We start from the raw sequence: 18,276 nt of genomic DNA on the forward strand, positions 1-18,276 counted from the left end.
CGAATGCATCTCATGATAGTCATTGTCCCGGTCCGGCTTGGTTGGCTTGCCAATTCAGGATATAATAGAAGAGCAAGCCGAATTCTTGTGTTAACAAGTTTCAATAAAAACGGTAGATTGCTGGAGCGAGTGATCGAAAAGGAGCGACTTTTGGCTTTGGACGAATGTCCATAACAAGTGGAGCGACAACTCGAAAACGAGCGCTGGATCTTCATCAGAAATGGAGTGACTATAGCATGGAACAACATTCAAGTGAAAAAGCAACGTTTGCAGGCGGATGCTTCTGGTGTATGGTATCCCCCTTTGAGGAATTGCCCGGAATCCATAAGATTGTATCGGGTTATACAGGAGGACATACCGAGAATCCAACATATGAGGAGGTCTGTTCGGAAACAACAGGACATGTAGAGGCCGTTCAAATTACGTTTGACCCTGCCATCTTCCCTTATGAGAAGCTCGTCGAATTGTTCTGGCAGCAGATTGATCCGACAGATACTGGCGGTCAATTCCATGACCGGGGTTCATCCTACCAGACGGCAATTTTCTATCACAGTGAGGAACAACGTCAGATTGCGGAAGCTTCCAAGGCGGCTCTGGAGCAGAGCGGACGCTTTGACAAGCCCATCTTCACGCCCATTTTGCCTGCCAAACCATTCTACGAGGCCGAAGAACATCATCAGGACTACCATCACAAAAACCCGGCCCACTACAAACGGTATCGCAAAGGCTCCGGACGCGAAGATTTCATCGAGCGCAACTGGTCCGGCAATGTGGATAAAAGCAGCCTGAAGGAGCGGCTGACGCCGCTGCAATACGAAGTGACCCAGAACAACGCAACGGAACCAGCATTCCACAACGAGTTCTGGGATCACCATGGCGATGGAATCTATGTGGATATCGTCTCTGGCGAGCCTTTGTTCAGTTCCACTGACAAATACGACTCCGGCTGCGGCTGGCCAAGCTTCACGCGTCCATTGCGCAACTATAATGTGAAGGAAAAAACAGACCTCAGCCACTTCATGATTCGTACCGAAGTTCGAAGCCGTGAAGGAGATTCCCATCTGGGGCACCTGTTCAATGACGGTCCTGCCGAAGCTGGAGGCATGCGGTATTGCATTAACTCTGCCGCACTCCGTTTTGTACCAAAAGAAGATATGGAGAAAGAAGGATACGGTGAATACACTATCCTTTTCAAGTAATATGGAGTCCAAGTAATTGAAGCGTAGATTCAAACCATAGTCAAAAAGAACAAGAGCAGCGGGTTATTTCCCGTTGCTCTTGTTTTCTTGCGAATTTTAACAACCTTTAGACATGATACTCACTCAGTACACGGGTGATTTGCTCCGTTATTCGGTTATACTGCTGATTGATGAAGAAGTGGTCACCTGGATAGACACTTAGGGTACAACTTCCCTTTGTTACCTGGTTCCAAGCATGCATGTGTTCCATGGGAATCAAGTCCTCGGCCCCTGCAAGAACCGTTATATCTGTATTTAATGGCTCTCTGGACCCCGCCCACTTGTAGCTCTCAACCATATGCAGATCAGACCTGAGCAAAGGAACAAAAATCTCTGCCAATTCCTTGTTTTCAAAGACTTCTGGAGACATGCCCCCAAGTTTCAACATTTCCTGTATAAACTCATGATGAGGCAAAGCATGTATCGCTTTTTTATGATTTGCTATATGCGGTGCCTTTCTTGCAGCCACAAAAAGATGAGCCGGATCTCTGCCCTGTTTATCCTTAATATAGTGGGCCAGCTCATAAGCAATAAGACTTCCCATACTATATCCAAATAGAACAATTTTCTCTTCAAACAAGTGGGATGGTATAGATAGATAGGCATCCTCCACAGCCTGTTCCATGGATGTGTAGAGGGGTTCGTTCATTCTTCGGCCTCTACCGGACAATTCCACAGAATGTAACTGAATAAAAGAAGGAAGGTTATTGCGCCAGCGGTAATACATCATGGATGAACCCCCAGCATAGGGAAAGCAGATGAGATGTATACAATTCATGAACTTCCTCCAATTTACTAGTCTACTGCCTGATGCGCGACTTCAGAATTCAATGTGTTCACGGGAGTGGTCTGCTCATTGTGAAATTGAATTCTCATACCTGGAAGGATACTCAGGACCATTACAGTAACCGCTATGACATAGACGATAAATAATGATGTGTTATTCATGAGCACGCCTGCCATCGAAGATCCAAGAAGCATGGCTCCCATGAATAACGGTGTGATGGTACCATTAACTCTCCCGATTAAATGCTCATCGATCTGGGTTACCAAGTACGTGGAGATAATGACGTTAATAAAAGCCAGACTGATGGAGCTCAGGAAACTTATCACAAGAGTCAGCCAGAACCAACTGGATAACACTTCTCCCATCGTGGTTACGGCCAGACACAGTACACCTACCATTAGAGTCAAGGTTTGATTCAACTTGCCACTAAGAGCGGCAGCGATTCCTCCACCGATCAGTAAACCCAATCCGGATACCCCAGACAGAAACTGTAACGACGTCTGCTCAAGTCCCAAACGTTCGGTGATCAGGAATATTTCAAGTGGACTGATCAAACCGGAGGAGAGCCCCACACAGACGAATACCAAACTAAGCATTTTTAATGAACGGGATTGACCAACATATTGCCATCCCTCCTTAATATCCGTAATTAATGATGTGTCCGTTTCCCGCCGGGCGGAATCTTTCGGCAGAAACGTTAGTAAAATAGCAGACACCATGAATAAAATCAGCAAGGCATACATTGAAGCCTGAATCCCCATAACGGTATATATGAAAGTTCCGACGATAGGCCCGAGAATTAAGAAAAGAGATTGACCACTCTGTGTAATGGCAATTGCAGACTGCACATGCTCTTCCTCTACATTTCGCTTCACAATTTTCACTGATGATGGCTGTGAAAACTGACTAACGATAGAGGATACAAAAGTGGCGACATATAAAATCTGCCAATAACCAGAAGACAAGACGGCAATAATCATTACAATGGATAATGCACTGAGCATGTCGCCCAGTATCATTGTACGTTTGGGATTCCAGCGATCAGCAAGTGCACCGCCAATAATGGAGAAAACGAAAATCGGAGCGTACTCAAGGACCGTTATAAGCGAGACCGCTATGGGATTGCCCTGGGTTTGATCCATCACATAATAGAGGATCGCCATATTTCGTATCCATATAGCCAGATTCTGCAGCAGGTCAGACCCTGTGACGATAAGAAAAGCTTTGTTCCTGAACAACGTGCTCATTCTCCATCTCCCTTTAAACCGACTGTCCGGTTTATTAATTTTCAAAAGAAAAACTGATTATACATCAGCTTTTCATTGTTGAAGTTGTTGGATGCCCACTAGCATGCTGGCAATACCTTTTTTGTAGAGTCGTCTGATATCGGTCAGATCCTTCTCATAATAAAGTGTGCTTAATCCGTTAAAAAGACCGTTAATAATGTGCATTAAGTCTTGTGGATCTTCCGGTTTCAACTCGCCATCCTCAATCCCTTTTGAGATGATCCGCTCATAAGTCATATAAGGAATTCGGATCAGGGAAAGCATCTCATCCAGCATCTCTTGACTGACCACCTGACCTGAGACAAACTCGTTAATTGAATGATTGAGCGGATTCGCCAAATCGTCAACATAATGATCTGCAAGACCATATAGTTTATCTACGGACGTCTCATACTGATGTTCCTTTTCCAGCCATGAATCCATCCACTCTTCGTTATTGAGTTTGATGAGATACATGAAGAGTTCTTCCTTACTTTTGAAATGATAATATATACTGCCTTTACTTCGATTGTTAATTGTACATATGTCCTCCATAGAGGTTGCACTATATCCCTTTTGGGCAAATAACTCTTTGGTATTACGAGCGATATCTTTCTTGATCTGAGCAACATCTTTTCTCCGTTTGACTTCGATTGAAGACCCCTCCATCAAAAGACTGACCATTCAGTCTAATAGTATCACACCCAAAATTTTCCGTCAATGCACTTTATGTATGTACCCTCTTACATATCTCATATTTTCCTGAGATTTGCAAGAGGGTACAATAGAAAAATTTAAATTTCTTGTTTATTGATTAATTATCTTCATCTTCGTCTTTGAAAGCATCACTTAGTTCTTGCGTAATCGTCTCAGGTAGCTTTTCTGTTTCTTCAACCAGTTCATTGATCTCTTCGGGTACTTCTTCGTCCCTTACAACTCCGAATTTGAAAAATTTGCTCATTTTTTCTCCTCCTATGAATGGTTTATATTAGTGTATCACAGAACCTTTCCATGGATTCATATGATTCAGTTGATCAATAAGGATATAAGGCTTCTCCACTATATGTTCGAATAATCTCAGATACTGATCGGTAAACCGCTCCATCTCCTCCCTGCTGAAGCTTGCCACCCGATAGTCAAAGTGGATACTGAAATGTTCTCCAACTTTCTGAGCTGTAACATAGATCTCATATTCACTGAACTTCCATTCATACGTAAACGGAGAAACCTGAATATCGGAGATTTCTACAGAGCGGTCAGCAAAATTGTTTAAATTAAACATCGTATCAAACAGCAAATCCCCATCGGGCGCAGAAGAGAAACCTGCATCTTTCAGCATTTTTTCATATGGATATTCCTGATGTTCAAAAGCCCGTATCTGATTCGCCTGAAGTTTAAGAAGATATTCGTTATAGGTATCCCCAGTTGATATGATGTTTCGCAATGGAATTGAATTAATAAACAAACCAACCGTGTCCTGCAATTCAGGTCTTCTTCTGCCAAATGCATACGTTCCTACAATCAGGTCCGTTCTCTCCATCTTCTGATGCAACGTAAGCAGATATACCGAAAATAAAATAGCGTAGTCCGTTAAGCTTGAATCATGGAGCTTTTCTCTAATTTGTACGAGATGGCTTGCAGGTAGCTTCACAACTATCTGATCTCCCACATAAGAAATGATGTCCTTGTCACTTACACGTTCGCTACTTACCGTAAAAGGTTGGTAGCCGCGAAGTACTTCCTTCCAGAAAATTTGGGATTCTGCATATCCTCCCCGATCAAGCCTGTCTTTTTGCCAAACGGCATAATCTTTATATTGTAACTGGACAAGCGGAAGCGTTATCCCCTGATAGAGCTGAATCAACTCGTGCATCAGAATGCCTACGGATGTACCATCCGATATGGCGTGATGCATATCCATCAGAAGCACATGATCCTCTTCTCCCATATGGAGCAGCTTCGCACGAAGAAGTGGTGGCCGTGCTGCATTGAACGGTTGAATAAAAGACTCCATGATACGTATTCTGTCTAATTCTGACTCAACGTTCTCTTGAATCAGGTCAAAAGGAGTCCTTTGGTGAATACGCTGAACCACTTGTCCTCCCTCGTTGTGCAATGAGGTACGCAGAGCTTCATGGCGTTCAATTAAAGCCCTAAAACTATTCTCCAGCCGCTTCGCCTGAAGTCTTCCCTTGATATGAAATGCCATTGGCATATTCCAATGATTATTGTCCTCGCTTGCTTCGTAACCGTAAGCTTGATAAGGCGTTGCAGGATAGGTGCTCTGTTCAAGTGCAGGCTGAATAGGCTCATATTCATCATGATAAAGGGCTGCTCCTTGCTGCTGGATGTAAGCGGCCAACAACTTTATCGTCGGATACTTAAATACATCCTGAAGATCTATCCGGATATGAAGCTGCTCTTGGATAAGTGTATTTAACATCATGGCTTTCAGTGAATGTCCACCGTGTTCAAAGAAATGATCCTCTGTACCTGCACGTTCAATGCCAAGTACCTCTGCCCAGATCAATGCCAAATCCTGTTCAAGCGCATTTTCGGGGGCACAATAGCCACTCGTCAGTTGATTGACGGGCTCTGGCAGGGCTCTTCGATCTATTTTTCCATTGGAGTTGCGCGGCAGATTATTCAGAAACTCAAATCTAGACGGGATCATATACTGTGGAAGAATTGAACTTAACTCTTGCCTGATATGAGCCAGTTGTTCCTGTGCAGCCTGTTCTTCCCATTGCAGTACAACATAGGCCACAAGATAGGAATGGCCTTGTTTGTCCCGTTTTGGAACAACTACAGCCTCCCTCACTTCAGGTAGTGATATCAAGTGATCCTCGATTTCGGGAAGTTCAATGCGATTGCCACGAATTTTGACTTGCTGATCCAGGCGATCCAAATATTCCAGATTTCCATCAGGCAACCATCTGACCAAATCGCCAGTGCGATAAATGATCTCTCCAGGTGTAATAACACTTTCAATGAATCGTTCTGCTGTCTGAGCAGGCTGATTGAGATACCCCAAGGCCAGGCCATCTCCACCAACATAGAGTTCCCCCGGAACACCAATCGGCTGCCTTTGTCCCCAACGGTTAAGCACGTAGACTTTGGTATTGTGAACTGGACGCCCAATAGGTACATTCCGTCTATCTCTCAGCGTTTCATCCACAGTATAGGTTGCAGCAAAAACGGTCGTCTCTGTAGGTCCGTATCCGTTAGCCAATCGGTGTGGACCCAGATAATCCAGAGCCTTTAGAACATGACTTCGGGAGGCTGCTTCCCCGCCAAAAAACAGTTTGCGAACATGTGTCAGACTGGTCACATCATAATCCACAAGGGTATTGAACAGTGCAGCCGTCATAAAAGCAGAGGAAATCCGCTCTTCTTTCAGCGTTCTGGCAAGTTCAGCTGTGTGTACAACGTCCTCCCTGGGAATCAGCACCAGAACAGCCCCATTAAGCAATGCGCCAAATATTTCATAGGTTGATCCATCGAATGCATAGTTGGACAACTGCAAAACCCGATCTTCCGGCCCCATATCCATGAACCCATTATTCACACTTGTTCTCATGATATTCCGATGCGTGGTGACGACTCCTTTGGGTGCACCAGTCGATCCAGATGTGTACATGACATAGGCAGGTGAATCAGCCGTCCACGTTTGAAGCCGGTCAGATACAACCTCTTCCTTGGCCACTTCACCCCATAAGCGTTCGTCTAGCAATATCGTTTGACCCTGAAAATCAGGTACGCCCAGATTAACTTCAGATATCAATAGTTGGGCTTGGCTATCTCTCAGCATGTAGGCTAACCTGTCTTCCGGGAAAGTCGGATCAAGCGGTACATATACAGCTCCCACCTTCAAAATCCCCATAATGGATACGATCATGCCTATGGAGCGATTAGCCAGTAATCCTACCACTCCACCCGAGGCGATTCCCTTCAGTCGGAGTATCTCTGCAAGCAGATTGGCCCTCATCTCCAACTCTCCATAGGTTATCTCCTCCGTACCCATCACAACGGATGGACGATCCCCATATTGCAGCACTTGCTTTTCAAACCTCTGTGATATCGTTTCTTCCCTCGGGTAATCTACGATCTCTCCTTCGAGACTTGCCAGGTGCAGCCTTTCCTCCGGAGTACACATCTCAATCTTCATGATTTGCTCATAAGGGCGGATCACCATTTGCTGCAAAATATGTTTATAATGATGCATCATGCGCTCAATCGTTTCCGAAGAGAACAGATTTTCATTATATTCAACGGTTAGGCTCAGGCCTCCAGCGTGCTCAACACTTCCCCATGTCATATCGAACTTGGGCTCACTCGATCCAGAAGGCATCTGACGTATGGAGATCGAACTCGCTTCAGGTGATGAGTGCTCCATGTTCTGCAACACAAACATCGTATCAAATAGCGGATGGCGGTTCAGTGCTCTGGGCAATGCCAGCTGTTCAATTAACTCCTCAAGAGCATACATCCCATGTTCGTAGCCCTGTAGCAACTGGGTGTGAACCTGTTGAATGTATCTCTCTACTTCGATCTCTCCCTCGGGCCTCAATCTCAATGCCAAAGTATTCACGAACATGCCAACGACGGATGCAATATCTGCATGTTCCCGCCCGGCTGTAGGTACACCGATGATGATATCCTCCTGTCCGGCATATTTGGACAACAGGATGGAATAGCCCGCCATCATTACCGTATACAACGTTGTTTTATTCTCTTCTGCCTGCTTCTGCAGCTGTTCAGTCAGCTCTGCTCCAAGCTGCATCTCTACTCGTGCCCCAGTAGCTCTATCCGTTCTGCCATAGGAATTGTCATAAGGAAGATTCAGCACCGATAGTTCACCTTGGAATTGATTGAGCCAGTATTCCCCACTGCTTCGATAGCTTTCCGCGTTCTTCTGTTCCTGTTCCCAGACAGCATATTCCTTGTACTGAACAGGAAGCGGCTCAAACTTTTGTTGTTCATACAACTGAAACAGTTCACTGAAGATAATACCGGTCGATGTACCATCAGAAACAATATGGTGAGTATCCACAACCAGAATATGCTTATTTGCTGAAGTACTTAACAAGCCTGCACGAATAAGCGACTTGTGATCTCTGAGATTGAAGGGGCGAATGAACGAATGAACGTACGTCTTTGTATCAGCTGTAGCTGGTTCCTTCCGTTCAGCCAATGTACGCTCCATCCTCCACTCCAAGTCTGCTGCAGGCCATATACGCTGTCTGAGATCCTCTTGAACAAGTTCAAAAGACGTACGCAAAGATTCATGTCTATGGATCAGGGAGATAAAAGCTTCCTCGAGTCGCTCAGCAGAAAGTTCACCTTCAATTTCAAATATCATTGGCATATTGTAGCTGGTACTCTGCTGATCCATATGCTGAAGGAAAAATAGTCTCTTCTGAGCCGACGAAGCAGGATAGGTATCTTGAACCGTCACAGGTTGCAGCGATGCATAACGATGGGTCCCTCTAGCTTTTTGAATAAACTTGGACTGATCCAGCACGGAAGTGTAGGTAAACACATCCTGTACCGTAAACTTTACATCAAAAGCTTTATGGATCTGGGCAATAAGAGACATAGCCTTGAGAGAATGTCCTCCCAGTTCAAAGAAATGGTCGTGAATGCCCACTCTTGATAACCCCAGAACATTGGTCCAAATTTCGGCCAGTTCAGCTTCGAGCGGATTGGTTGGTGCAACATAACTCTCGGTTAACAGGGGCTGTGGATTCGGAAGCATTCTCTTATCCACTTTACCATTACTGGTGAGCGGAAAAGAGTCAAGCAAGGTGTATGTTGAAGGCACCATATAATCTGGAAGATCGTGAAGCAACTGTTCCCGAATAATACCCGCCAGCCTAGGCTCAGATGTCGAATGAGGAACGATATATGCTGAGAGAAAGGAGTGCCCTTGCTCATCCCGTCCAGATGTTACCATCGCCTCTTTAACCTCCGGCAATACAAGAAGCCTGCTTTCGACCTCTGTCAGCTCCACTCGATTGCCACGAATTTTGACCTGCTGATCCAAACGATCCAGGAATTCCAAGTTTCCATCAGGTAACCACTTCACCAAATCTCCTGTACGATAGAGTCTTGTTCCTGACTTCAGCGGATTCTTACCAAATCGCTCTTCCGTCAATGCTGGTTGATTCAAATAACCCAGTGCCAGTCCTTCTCCTCCGATATAGAGTTCTCCGGGTACCCCAATTGGCTGTCTCTTTCCCCACGGATTAAGCACATATACCTGTGTATTGTGAACTGGGCAGCCTATAGGCACATTGCTTCTGTCCCGCATACTCTCGTCCACAGAGAATGTTGTTGCAAAAACAGTCGTTTCCGTTGGGCCGTAACAATTAATAATGCGATGGGGACCAAGATAATCCAGTGCCTTCAGGACATGTTTTCTGGAACCGGGCTCCCCACCAAAAAAAAGTCTTCGCACATGTTTCAGACAACTCAAGTCGAAGTCTACCAGCGTATTAAACAGAGCCGTCGTCATGAAGACAGTAGTAATTCGCTGTTCATCCAATGTACGGGCCAGTTCTGTAATATGCAGCATGTCCTCTCTGGAAATCAAGATAAGCGCGGAACCATTCAGCAAAGCTCCGAAAATGTCATAAGTCGATCCGTCAAAAGCATAATTGGACAACTGTAGCACACGATCCGTGGGCATCATGTCATTGAAGCCGTTCTTGATACTGGTCTTCATAATGTTACGATGTGTGGTTACAACCCCTTTTGGCTTGCCGGTTGATCCCGATGTATACATCACATATGCTGCATTATCCGGCTGCGCGACTGGGTTCCCCACAAACTCTGCCCTAACACTTCCAGTCCAGCACTGTTCATTCAACACCACCGTTTTCCCCGGAAATCCAGGAACGTCTCGACCTTGCTCAGCCATTAACAATCGTACCTGACTATCTTCAAGCATGTAGGCTAGGCGCTCTTGTGGAAATCCTGGATCAAGTGGAACATACGTAGCTCCGGATTTTAGAATGCCGAGTATGGACACGATCATCCCCATGGAGCGATCCGTTAGCAATCCGACCCTGTCTCCGGGACGTACTCCTTCCTGTCTTAACATCGCAGCCATTCGATTAACGTTCATACCCAGCTCACTATAGGTCATGCTCATGGAGCCCAGGATCACCGCAGAGCGATCTCCGTGCTGTCTGACTTGCTCTTCAAACCGCTCTGGTATTGATAATTCTCGTGGGTATTCTACAATCTGTCCTTCAAGCTTTTTAAAATATAGGATTTCCTCAGCTGTGCACAACTCCATATCGTTAATGCTCAGATTAGGATTGCTGGTCATCTGTTCAAGAATGTGGGTGTAGTGTGAAGACAATTGTTGAATCCTCTCATGTGAAAATAAATCCGTGTTGTATTCAACGGTCATGGAGATGCCTTCATTCATCTCATGTCCAGCCCAGGTCATCTCAAACTTGGATCGTCCTGTAGGTGTTCCCATCTGACTAATATTCAGCTGATTCGCCTTCAACTGTGCCGTGTTCATGTTCTGCAGTACAAACAACGTTTCGAACAGGGGATGACGACTGGGTTCCCTGACAATTTGCAGATGATCCAGCAATTCTTCAAGAGGATATAAGGCGTGATTGGAGCAGTTCAGTACCCGCTGCTTCAATGATGCCATATACCCCGCAACCGTAAGGTCCGGCTTGATTTCGCTTCGCAAAGGCAACGTTTTAACAAACATTCCCACGATGGCAGCCGTTTCGGCATGATCTCTGCCTGCAACCGGTGTGCCTACAACGATATCTTCCTGCCCGCTATATTTGGACAGCAGAATGTAATATGCGGCTAACAGCATAACATACACGGTCGTATCCTGACTTGCAGCCAGATCGGTCACCCGCTTGGCAAGCACGTTACCCAACAGGAACGTATGCTGCGCTCCTTCATAACGCTGTACTCGGGGGCGCACATTCTCCAGAGGGAAGTCCAGTATAGGCACCTCTCCCTCATACAGCTTATGCCAGTAGTCCCGAGCAGCACTATAGGTTTCCGTTGACTGCTGTAGCTGCTCATATGCAGCGTACTCTTTATATTGTTTATTCAGAATAGGAAGCTCTTCGTTGTCATATATCCTGAATAACTCGTCGTACATAATGGCTGTTGATATCCCATCCGAGACGATATGATGAACATCCAGCAACAATAGATGCTCCGTATCCGATTGTCTGCGGACAAAAGCCCTAAACAAACTAGGGGCTGACATATCAAAAGGATAAATACAGGATGCCACCCATGCCTCCTCGTCTTGATCCACAGCCCCGTATTCCGAGGTGCCATTATTAACTTCTGTTATCTGGAGTTTCCAGTCCAGCTCGCTCAACACATGTACCCGCTGTCTAACCTCCTCCTCTTCCATCAAGAAAGAGGTGCGCAGGGACTCATGGCGTTCAATCAGCCGAAGCAACGCATTTTCGAGTTGATCAATATTCAAATGGCCTTCGATTCGCAATACCATGGGCATGTTATAACTGGTGCCGATATGTTCATTTTGCTGAATAATATACAATCTTCTCTGAGCAGAAGATACGCTATAACTTGTACCCTGATTCACAGAAGGCAGTGGGATATGCCGATGAAGCTTGTCGTTACCCTGAATGAGCTTTGCCTGCTCCCGGATGGTAGGGTGGCTGAATATATCCTGCAGACTTAGCTTTACATCAAATATCTGGTGGATTTTGGCTACCATGGTCATGGCTTTAAGCGAATGTCCCCCAAGATCCAGAAACGATTCCAACATGCCGGGATGACCCTGGCCCAAAACCTCGGACCAGATATGCTGCAATTGCTCTTCATACAGGTTCTCAGGCTGTATAACTTCATCCGCATTCCCCATAGCCGCAGGCATGGGAAGAACAGCATGATCCACCTTGCCATTGGATGTCATCGGTATGGTATCCACAACGAGTATAAACGCAGGAATCATGTATTCCGGAAGTACCTGCCTCAACTCATTCTTCCACTCAGAAGTCAGCTCGGAGCTGTCTACCCGCTTCAACGCACTATCGTTGGGTACGACATATGCACACAGGCAGAGACCCTCACCACGCTCCTCTTTGCGTGCTAGCAGCACAGCTTCATTCACGGAGGAGATGGCTTTCAGCCTGGTTTCGATTTCGCCGAGCTCGATCCGGTTGCCTCGAATCTTGACCTGATTGTCCATTCTTGCCAAGTACTCCAGTTGGCCGTCCTCTCTCCAGACTACCAAATCCCCTGTCCGATATATCGTCTCTCCAGGGACATATGGATCTGGAACAAAGCGTTCTTCTGTCAAACCTGGTTGGTTCAGATATCCTTTCGATACACCTTCACCTCCGATGTACAGCTCCCCGGGAACACCCACCGGCTGCAGCTGGTTCCACCGATTAAGCACATATAGTCGTGTATTGTGTATTGGCCTTCCGATGGGAACCCGATCATATTGGCGCAAACTGTTTTCAACCGAATAGGTCGCTGCAAAAACAGTCGTTTCCGTCGGTCCGTACCCGTTCACAATACGATGCTCGCCCAGGTAATCCAGTGCTTTCAGCACATGCTTAATCGATGCGCTCTCTCCGCCAAAAAAGAGCTTTCTCACATGCCTGAAGCACGTAATGTCATAGTCGACCATGGTATTAAACAATGTCGTCGTCATAAAAGCAGACGTGATGCGTTGTTCATCCATCGTTCTGGCCAGCTCTGCAGCATCGAGTAATGTATTTTTGGCGATTAATAGGAGTGATGCGCCGTTTAATAACGCTCCGTAAATCTCATAGGTTGAGCCATCAAATGCATAATTGGATACTTGTAGCACCCGATCAGACGGGGACAAATCTCCAAAGCCATTGTGGATAGATGTCTTGACAATATTTCGATGGCTGGTCATTACGCCTTTCGGCTTACCGGTTGAGCCTGATGTATACATCATGTAAGCTGTTGCTTCCGGTGGAATCGCAGGCAACCTCCAATCTCTCATCTGCTCTTGTGCATTTGCTGCCTCCTGAAGGATCGCTTCAAGTTCCAAATGACGTGCTGCACATTCGGCTATGGTTAACGCATTGCCTGTGATTAGCCAGTTGGCATTGCTATCTTCCACAATGAAGCGTTTGCGTTCTTCGGGAAAGGAAGGATCCATAGGAATATACATCGCACCTGTCTTGAGAATACCGAAGATCGCTATGATCATACCGAGAGAACGATCGGTCAGCAAGCCCACAATGTCCCCCTGCTTCATTCCCTTTTCCATCAGTACCCGTGCATATTGATTTGTCACCTCGTTGAATTCCCTGTATGTCAGACTCTGGTCTTCATCAATAACAGCGATCTGATCAGGAGTTTGGACAGCCTGCTGCTCGAGTACCAACGGGATACTGGCTTGACGTGGGTATTGTGCCTGAGTTTCATTGCAAGAAAGCATGGTGGATTGCTCATCATTCGTTAACAAATGGATTTCCTTCAGTTTCATGAAGTGGGCATCAACCATTTGCACAAGTAATGTTTTGTAATGATCAATCATCCGCAAAATGGTCGACTTCTTATAGATGGAGGAGGCATATTCTACTGTCCAGTTCATGCCATGGCGCCCCTCCTGAGCACCCCATGTCATATCGAATTTGGCATGATTCCAGTCCCACTCGGCTGCAGTAAATGTGATCCCCGTAAGCTGGATTGGAGGAATGTCCATATTTTGCAGTACAAAAAGTGTATCGAACAACGGATGACGGCTGAGATCCCTGGATAGTTGAAGATGTTCGAGCAGGTCCTCCAGAGGGAATTCTCCATGCTCTTGCGCCTCAACGAAACGGGATTTCACCCGACGTATGAATTCATCTACTGTGAGTTCACCTGGCACCTGATTACGAAGCGCCAGTGTATTCACGAACATACCGACCATACTGTGAACATCCTCGTAATATCTTCCGGCTGTTGGCGAACCGACCACAATATCCTCTTCTCCGGTATATTTGGATAACATGATATTATAAGCAGCAAGCAAAATAACATATAATGTGGTGTTGTGCTGAGCAGCAAGGCTCCTAAGGCGATCCGTGAGGTCCGTTCCAAGTTGAAATGAAATCGAATTTCCCTCATAAGATCGGACGGAAGGTCTGATATAATCAGGTACAATCTCTGAACTCGGAAGATCACCTTCGAACTCTGCACACCAGTAATTCCGGTTATCCTCATATCTCTGACTCGAACGCTCATTCTGTTCATATACGGAGTAGTCTTTATAATGTAGGTTTACAGGTGATAGCTCTTCTCCCTCGTATAATTGGGTTAGCTCTTTATAAATGATTCCGGTGGATACACCATCAGACACGATGTGATGAATATCAATGAACAAGAGACTGCGATCGGATGCGACTTGAGCAAGGGCTGCACGAATAAGCGGACCAGTTGAGAGATCAAATGGCTGCACGAATTTTTCAAGGTGTGAGGCAATAATCGTTTTCTTACCATCAACAGCATCCTTGCCGAGATACACCTCCACTTGTTGTTCTTGCATTTCATAGTCGAATAGCTTCCAGTTTAATTCCGCAGACTCGAGAATGTGTTGACGCAAGTGTTCACCAGACCAGATAAAACGGGTTCTCAAAACCTCGTGCCGTTGTATAAGCTGTATGAAGGCACTTTCAAGCTTGTCCCGGTTAAGTTTCCCTTCAATCTCCAGTACCATTGGCATATTATAACTGGTCTCCAAGGGAGCAAGCTGCTGTGCAATATAAACTCTTTTCTGCGATGCGGATACCGGGTACGAGTCCTGTCGTTCCGCGGCAGGAATCCCCTTATATACACTTTTGCGAGAACTGTCTATGCACACCGCCATCTCCCGCAGCACCGGTGCCTGGAACACATCATGCAAGGAAAGTTTCACATCCAGTTCCTTATGTATTTTGGCTACCAGCATCATGGCTTTCAACGAGTGACCCCCGACTTCAAAAAAGTGATCCCCAGCACCCGGTTTACAGCCGAGCACATCTTTCCAGATTTGTGCAAGTTTATGTTCGGTTTCCCCGGACAGAGACAGGTTCCCTGTTTGGTTCAATGTCTCTGGCAGCGGGAGATTTTTTCGATCGATCTTCCCATTGGAAGTGAGCGGAAACACCCGAAGAATCTGAAATGTGGCAGGAATCATATATTCGGGTAAATGGGCTTTCAAAGCCCACTTCCATTCCTGAATTTGTTGATTCTGCTCATCAGGGGCATCTGTATATGGAACAGGAATGATATATGCACATAAATTGGAATTCCCCTGGGCATCCCGCCATGCCGTGACAAGAACATCTTCCACAGCGGAAAGAGTTCTCATCTTCTCCTGCACCTCGCCCAGTTCAATACGATGACCTCTAATTTTGACCTGATGATCCTTCCGGTCTACGAACTCCAAATTTCCATCAGGCAGACGTTTAACCAGATCTCCAGTTTTATACATTTTCTGGCCGGGCACGAGTGGATTATCGACAAAGCGTTCCAGCATCAGTTCAGGAGCATTCAGGTAACTGGCCAACCCTTCCCCACCGATGTATAGCTGTCCCGTCACACCAATGGGCATCGGGTTACGCTTCGAGTTCATGACATAAGCAGTGGTATTATGGATCGGTTTGCCTATAGGTGCCTGATCAGGCTGCGTAACTGGATAATATGTTGCATAAACTGTCGTTTCCGTTGGTCCATACATGTGTAATAACCGCCCTGGTCCCAATACGGCGAACGCCTTGTTCAAATGCCTAATCGAGGCCTTCTCACCGCCAAACAGAAGATGTCTCACCTTACTAAAACAGTTGGGGTTCCAATCCACCATGGTGTTAAATAGCGCAGTTGTCATAAAAGCGACCGAAATCTCTTCCTTGGCGAACATCTCAGCAAGCGCAGATACATTCTGCATCTGCTCATCAGTAGTGAGTACAAGCGTTGAGCCATTCAACAAAGCCCCGTAAATATCAAAGGTAGCTCCATCAAAAGCATAATTCGAGATTTGCAAAATCCGATCATTGGAATTCAGTTCCACATAACCGTTATTCAGCACGGTCTTGATGATATTTTGATGGGTTGCCACAACCCCTTTTGGTTTTCCAGTTGAACCCGAAGTATATATGATGTATGCAGCATCATGAGGTTCGGAAAGCACCTCGCAATCTTGGTGATTATCCTGGTTCTTGAAGCCTTTATTCATCATCAGCATGTCCCGGGTTACGATAAAACCCTCATACTCGGGTAACGCTACCTCGGTCAGACGAAGCAGGGATCGTGCACCACTATCGTGAAGCATATGGGTCAGTCTTTCGGCAGGAAATGTGGGGTCAAGCGGAATATAGGCAGCACCAGCCCGAATAATAGCCAACAAGCCTGCAATCATCTCCATGGATTTCCGGGCAACCAAACCCACCCTGTCTCCTGGCTTGATGCCTTGGCTTTGTAACACGATGGTCCAATCTTCAACCAGAGCATGGAGTTCAGCATAGGTCCACGTCTGTTGAGCTAATTGAATCGCTGGATGATCAGGATATAACCGTGCCTGTCGGGTAAACAATTCAGGAATTGTCTGTTCTCTCGGATAGTCTGCCTTGGTCTCGTTCCCTTTCGCCAGCATGTTATTTTCTTCCGGAGTCAGGATATGAATATCTGCAACACTTATCTCGGGTTCCCCAGCTATTAATAGACAGGCTTGCTTCAGGTGACTAAACAAACGCTCGATAAAAGAGTCCGAATACACCTGTTCGTTATAATTGATCTTGACCCGAATCTCCTCACCTGGTCCTATGGAAATATTAAGATCATAATTGGTATGTTCATAAGCTTCAATGGATGTAATATCAAACCCCAGTTCGATCTGTTTGGTATCAAACATGCTGGCACTGGACGGGTAGTTCTCATACACCATAATATGATTAAAAAGCGTTCCATTCTGACCTGCTTCGGCTTGTACTTCCGCGAGAGACAGATAGCTGTACTCCTCAGACAGAATCGCATTTTGATGTGTCTCTTTCAGTAATTGCGCAAACGACTGTTTTTCATCCGACATTATTCTTACGGGTACAGCGTTAATAAACAAACCTACGATTTTCTCCACATTCGGTATGGCAGCAGACCTTCCAGACACCACAGTTCCAAATACCACATCGTCAGAATTGCTGTAGTACTGAAGTACCACTCCCCATACCGTCTGAAAAAGACTGCTCATCGTGACCTGATATTGACTGCTAACTTCCATTAATTGCTCGGTCAGCACCTTGCCCAAGTTAAACGTAATCTCCTTAATCGACGGGGGTTCCGATGAGTCCAGAGCCATTTCCACAGGGAAGTCGGCTCCTGGCTCGTAACCTGACAAATAATTTTTCCAATAGGTTCTGGCTTCGGTCTCCCGCTGCTTACCCAACCATTTAATATATCTTTTATAAGGAATAACACGCTCGAGTTGTGCAGGTGTTCCGTGGATCTCCTGTTTATATAGAGAGAACCACTCCTTAAAAATGATGCCAAGACACCATCCATCGATCAGAATATGATGATTGCTCCAGATAAGGGTATACGCCGCCGGGCCGGTTTGGATCATTTGCAACCGAAGAAGGATATCTTTGGACAAATCAAAGGACCGCTGCCGGTCTTCTTCCGCCATTCGCCGGATTATCTTCCGTTGCTCAGCAGGATCTGGCTCAGTCAAGTGAAGGGAATCCAACTTTATATTTCGATTTCGTAATACGATTTGTCGTGGCTTGTTGATTTTGTCGTGAATAAAGATCGTCCGAAGCGTATCATATCTCTCAATCACTTTGTTCATGGAGCGTTCCAATGCCTTAATATCAACGAACCCTTCAATCGTAAAAATCATTTGTTCGAAATATACATCTCCCTGGTCGTAAAGCGAGTGAAACAGCAGTGCTTCTTGCATTGGAGATAATGGATAAATATCAGCAATTTCCGGTTTGTTCATCATCCCTTATGTCCTCCC

The 18,276-nt window shown here is 45.8% G+C and carries 6 protein-coding genes; 1 reads left to right on the plus strand and 5 read right to left on the minus strand.

Annotated elements, in window-relative coordinates; genetic code table 11:
• Positions 1-236: 236 nt before the first annotated feature.
• Positions 237-1,199, plus strand: a complete 963-nt coding sequence (gene msrA, locus AB3N00_RS16120; protein ID WP_413035509.1) for a peptide-methionine (S)-S-oxide reductase MsrA — start codon at positions 237-239, stop codon at positions 1,197-1,199.
• A gap of 106 nt (positions 1,200-1,305) precedes the next feature.
• Here msrA and AB3N00_RS16125 read toward each other — a convergent pair whose 3' ends face one another.
• From AB3N00_RS16125 to AB3N00_RS16145, 5 genes are all read right to left on the minus strand, one after another.
• Complete coding sequence (locus AB3N00_RS16125) at positions 1,306-2,016, minus strand: thioesterase II family protein (protein ID WP_413035510.1); 711 nt, start codon at positions 2,014-2,016, stop codon at positions 1,306-1,308.
• Positions 2,017-2,033: 17 nt separating this feature from the next.
• A complete protein-coding gene (locus AB3N00_RS16130; RefSeq protein WP_413035511.1) occupies positions 2,034-3,272 on the minus strand; it encodes an MFS transporter in 1,239 nt (412 codons plus the stop codon).
• 72 nt (positions 3,273-3,344) lie between these two features.
• Positions 3,345-3,959: a TetR/AcrR family transcriptional regulator gene (locus AB3N00_RS16135; protein ID WP_100527643.1), complete on the minus strand. Its 615-nt coding sequence runs from the start codon at positions 3,957-3,959 to the stop codon at positions 3,345-3,347.
• 145 nt (positions 3,960-4,104) lie between these two features.
• Positions 4,105-4,251 (minus strand): hypothetical protein, encoded by a 147-nt coding sequence (locus AB3N00_RS16140; protein ID WP_413035512.1) that lies wholly within the window; start codon positions 4,249-4,251, stop codon positions 4,105-4,107.
• 27 nt (positions 4,252-4,278) lie between these two features.
• Positions 4,279-18,261: an amino acid adenylation domain-containing protein gene (locus tag AB3N00_RS16145; protein ID WP_413035513.1), complete on the minus strand. Its 13,983-nt coding sequence runs from the start codon at positions 18,259-18,261 to the stop codon at positions 4,279-4,281.
• Positions 18,262-18,276: the final 15 nt, after the last annotated feature.

Source organism: Paenibacillus xylanilyticus (genome assembly GCF_047246825.1).
Classification (GTDB): domain Bacteria; phylum Bacillota; class Bacilli; order Paenibacillales; family Paenibacillaceae; genus Paenibacillus; species Paenibacillus xylanilyticus_B.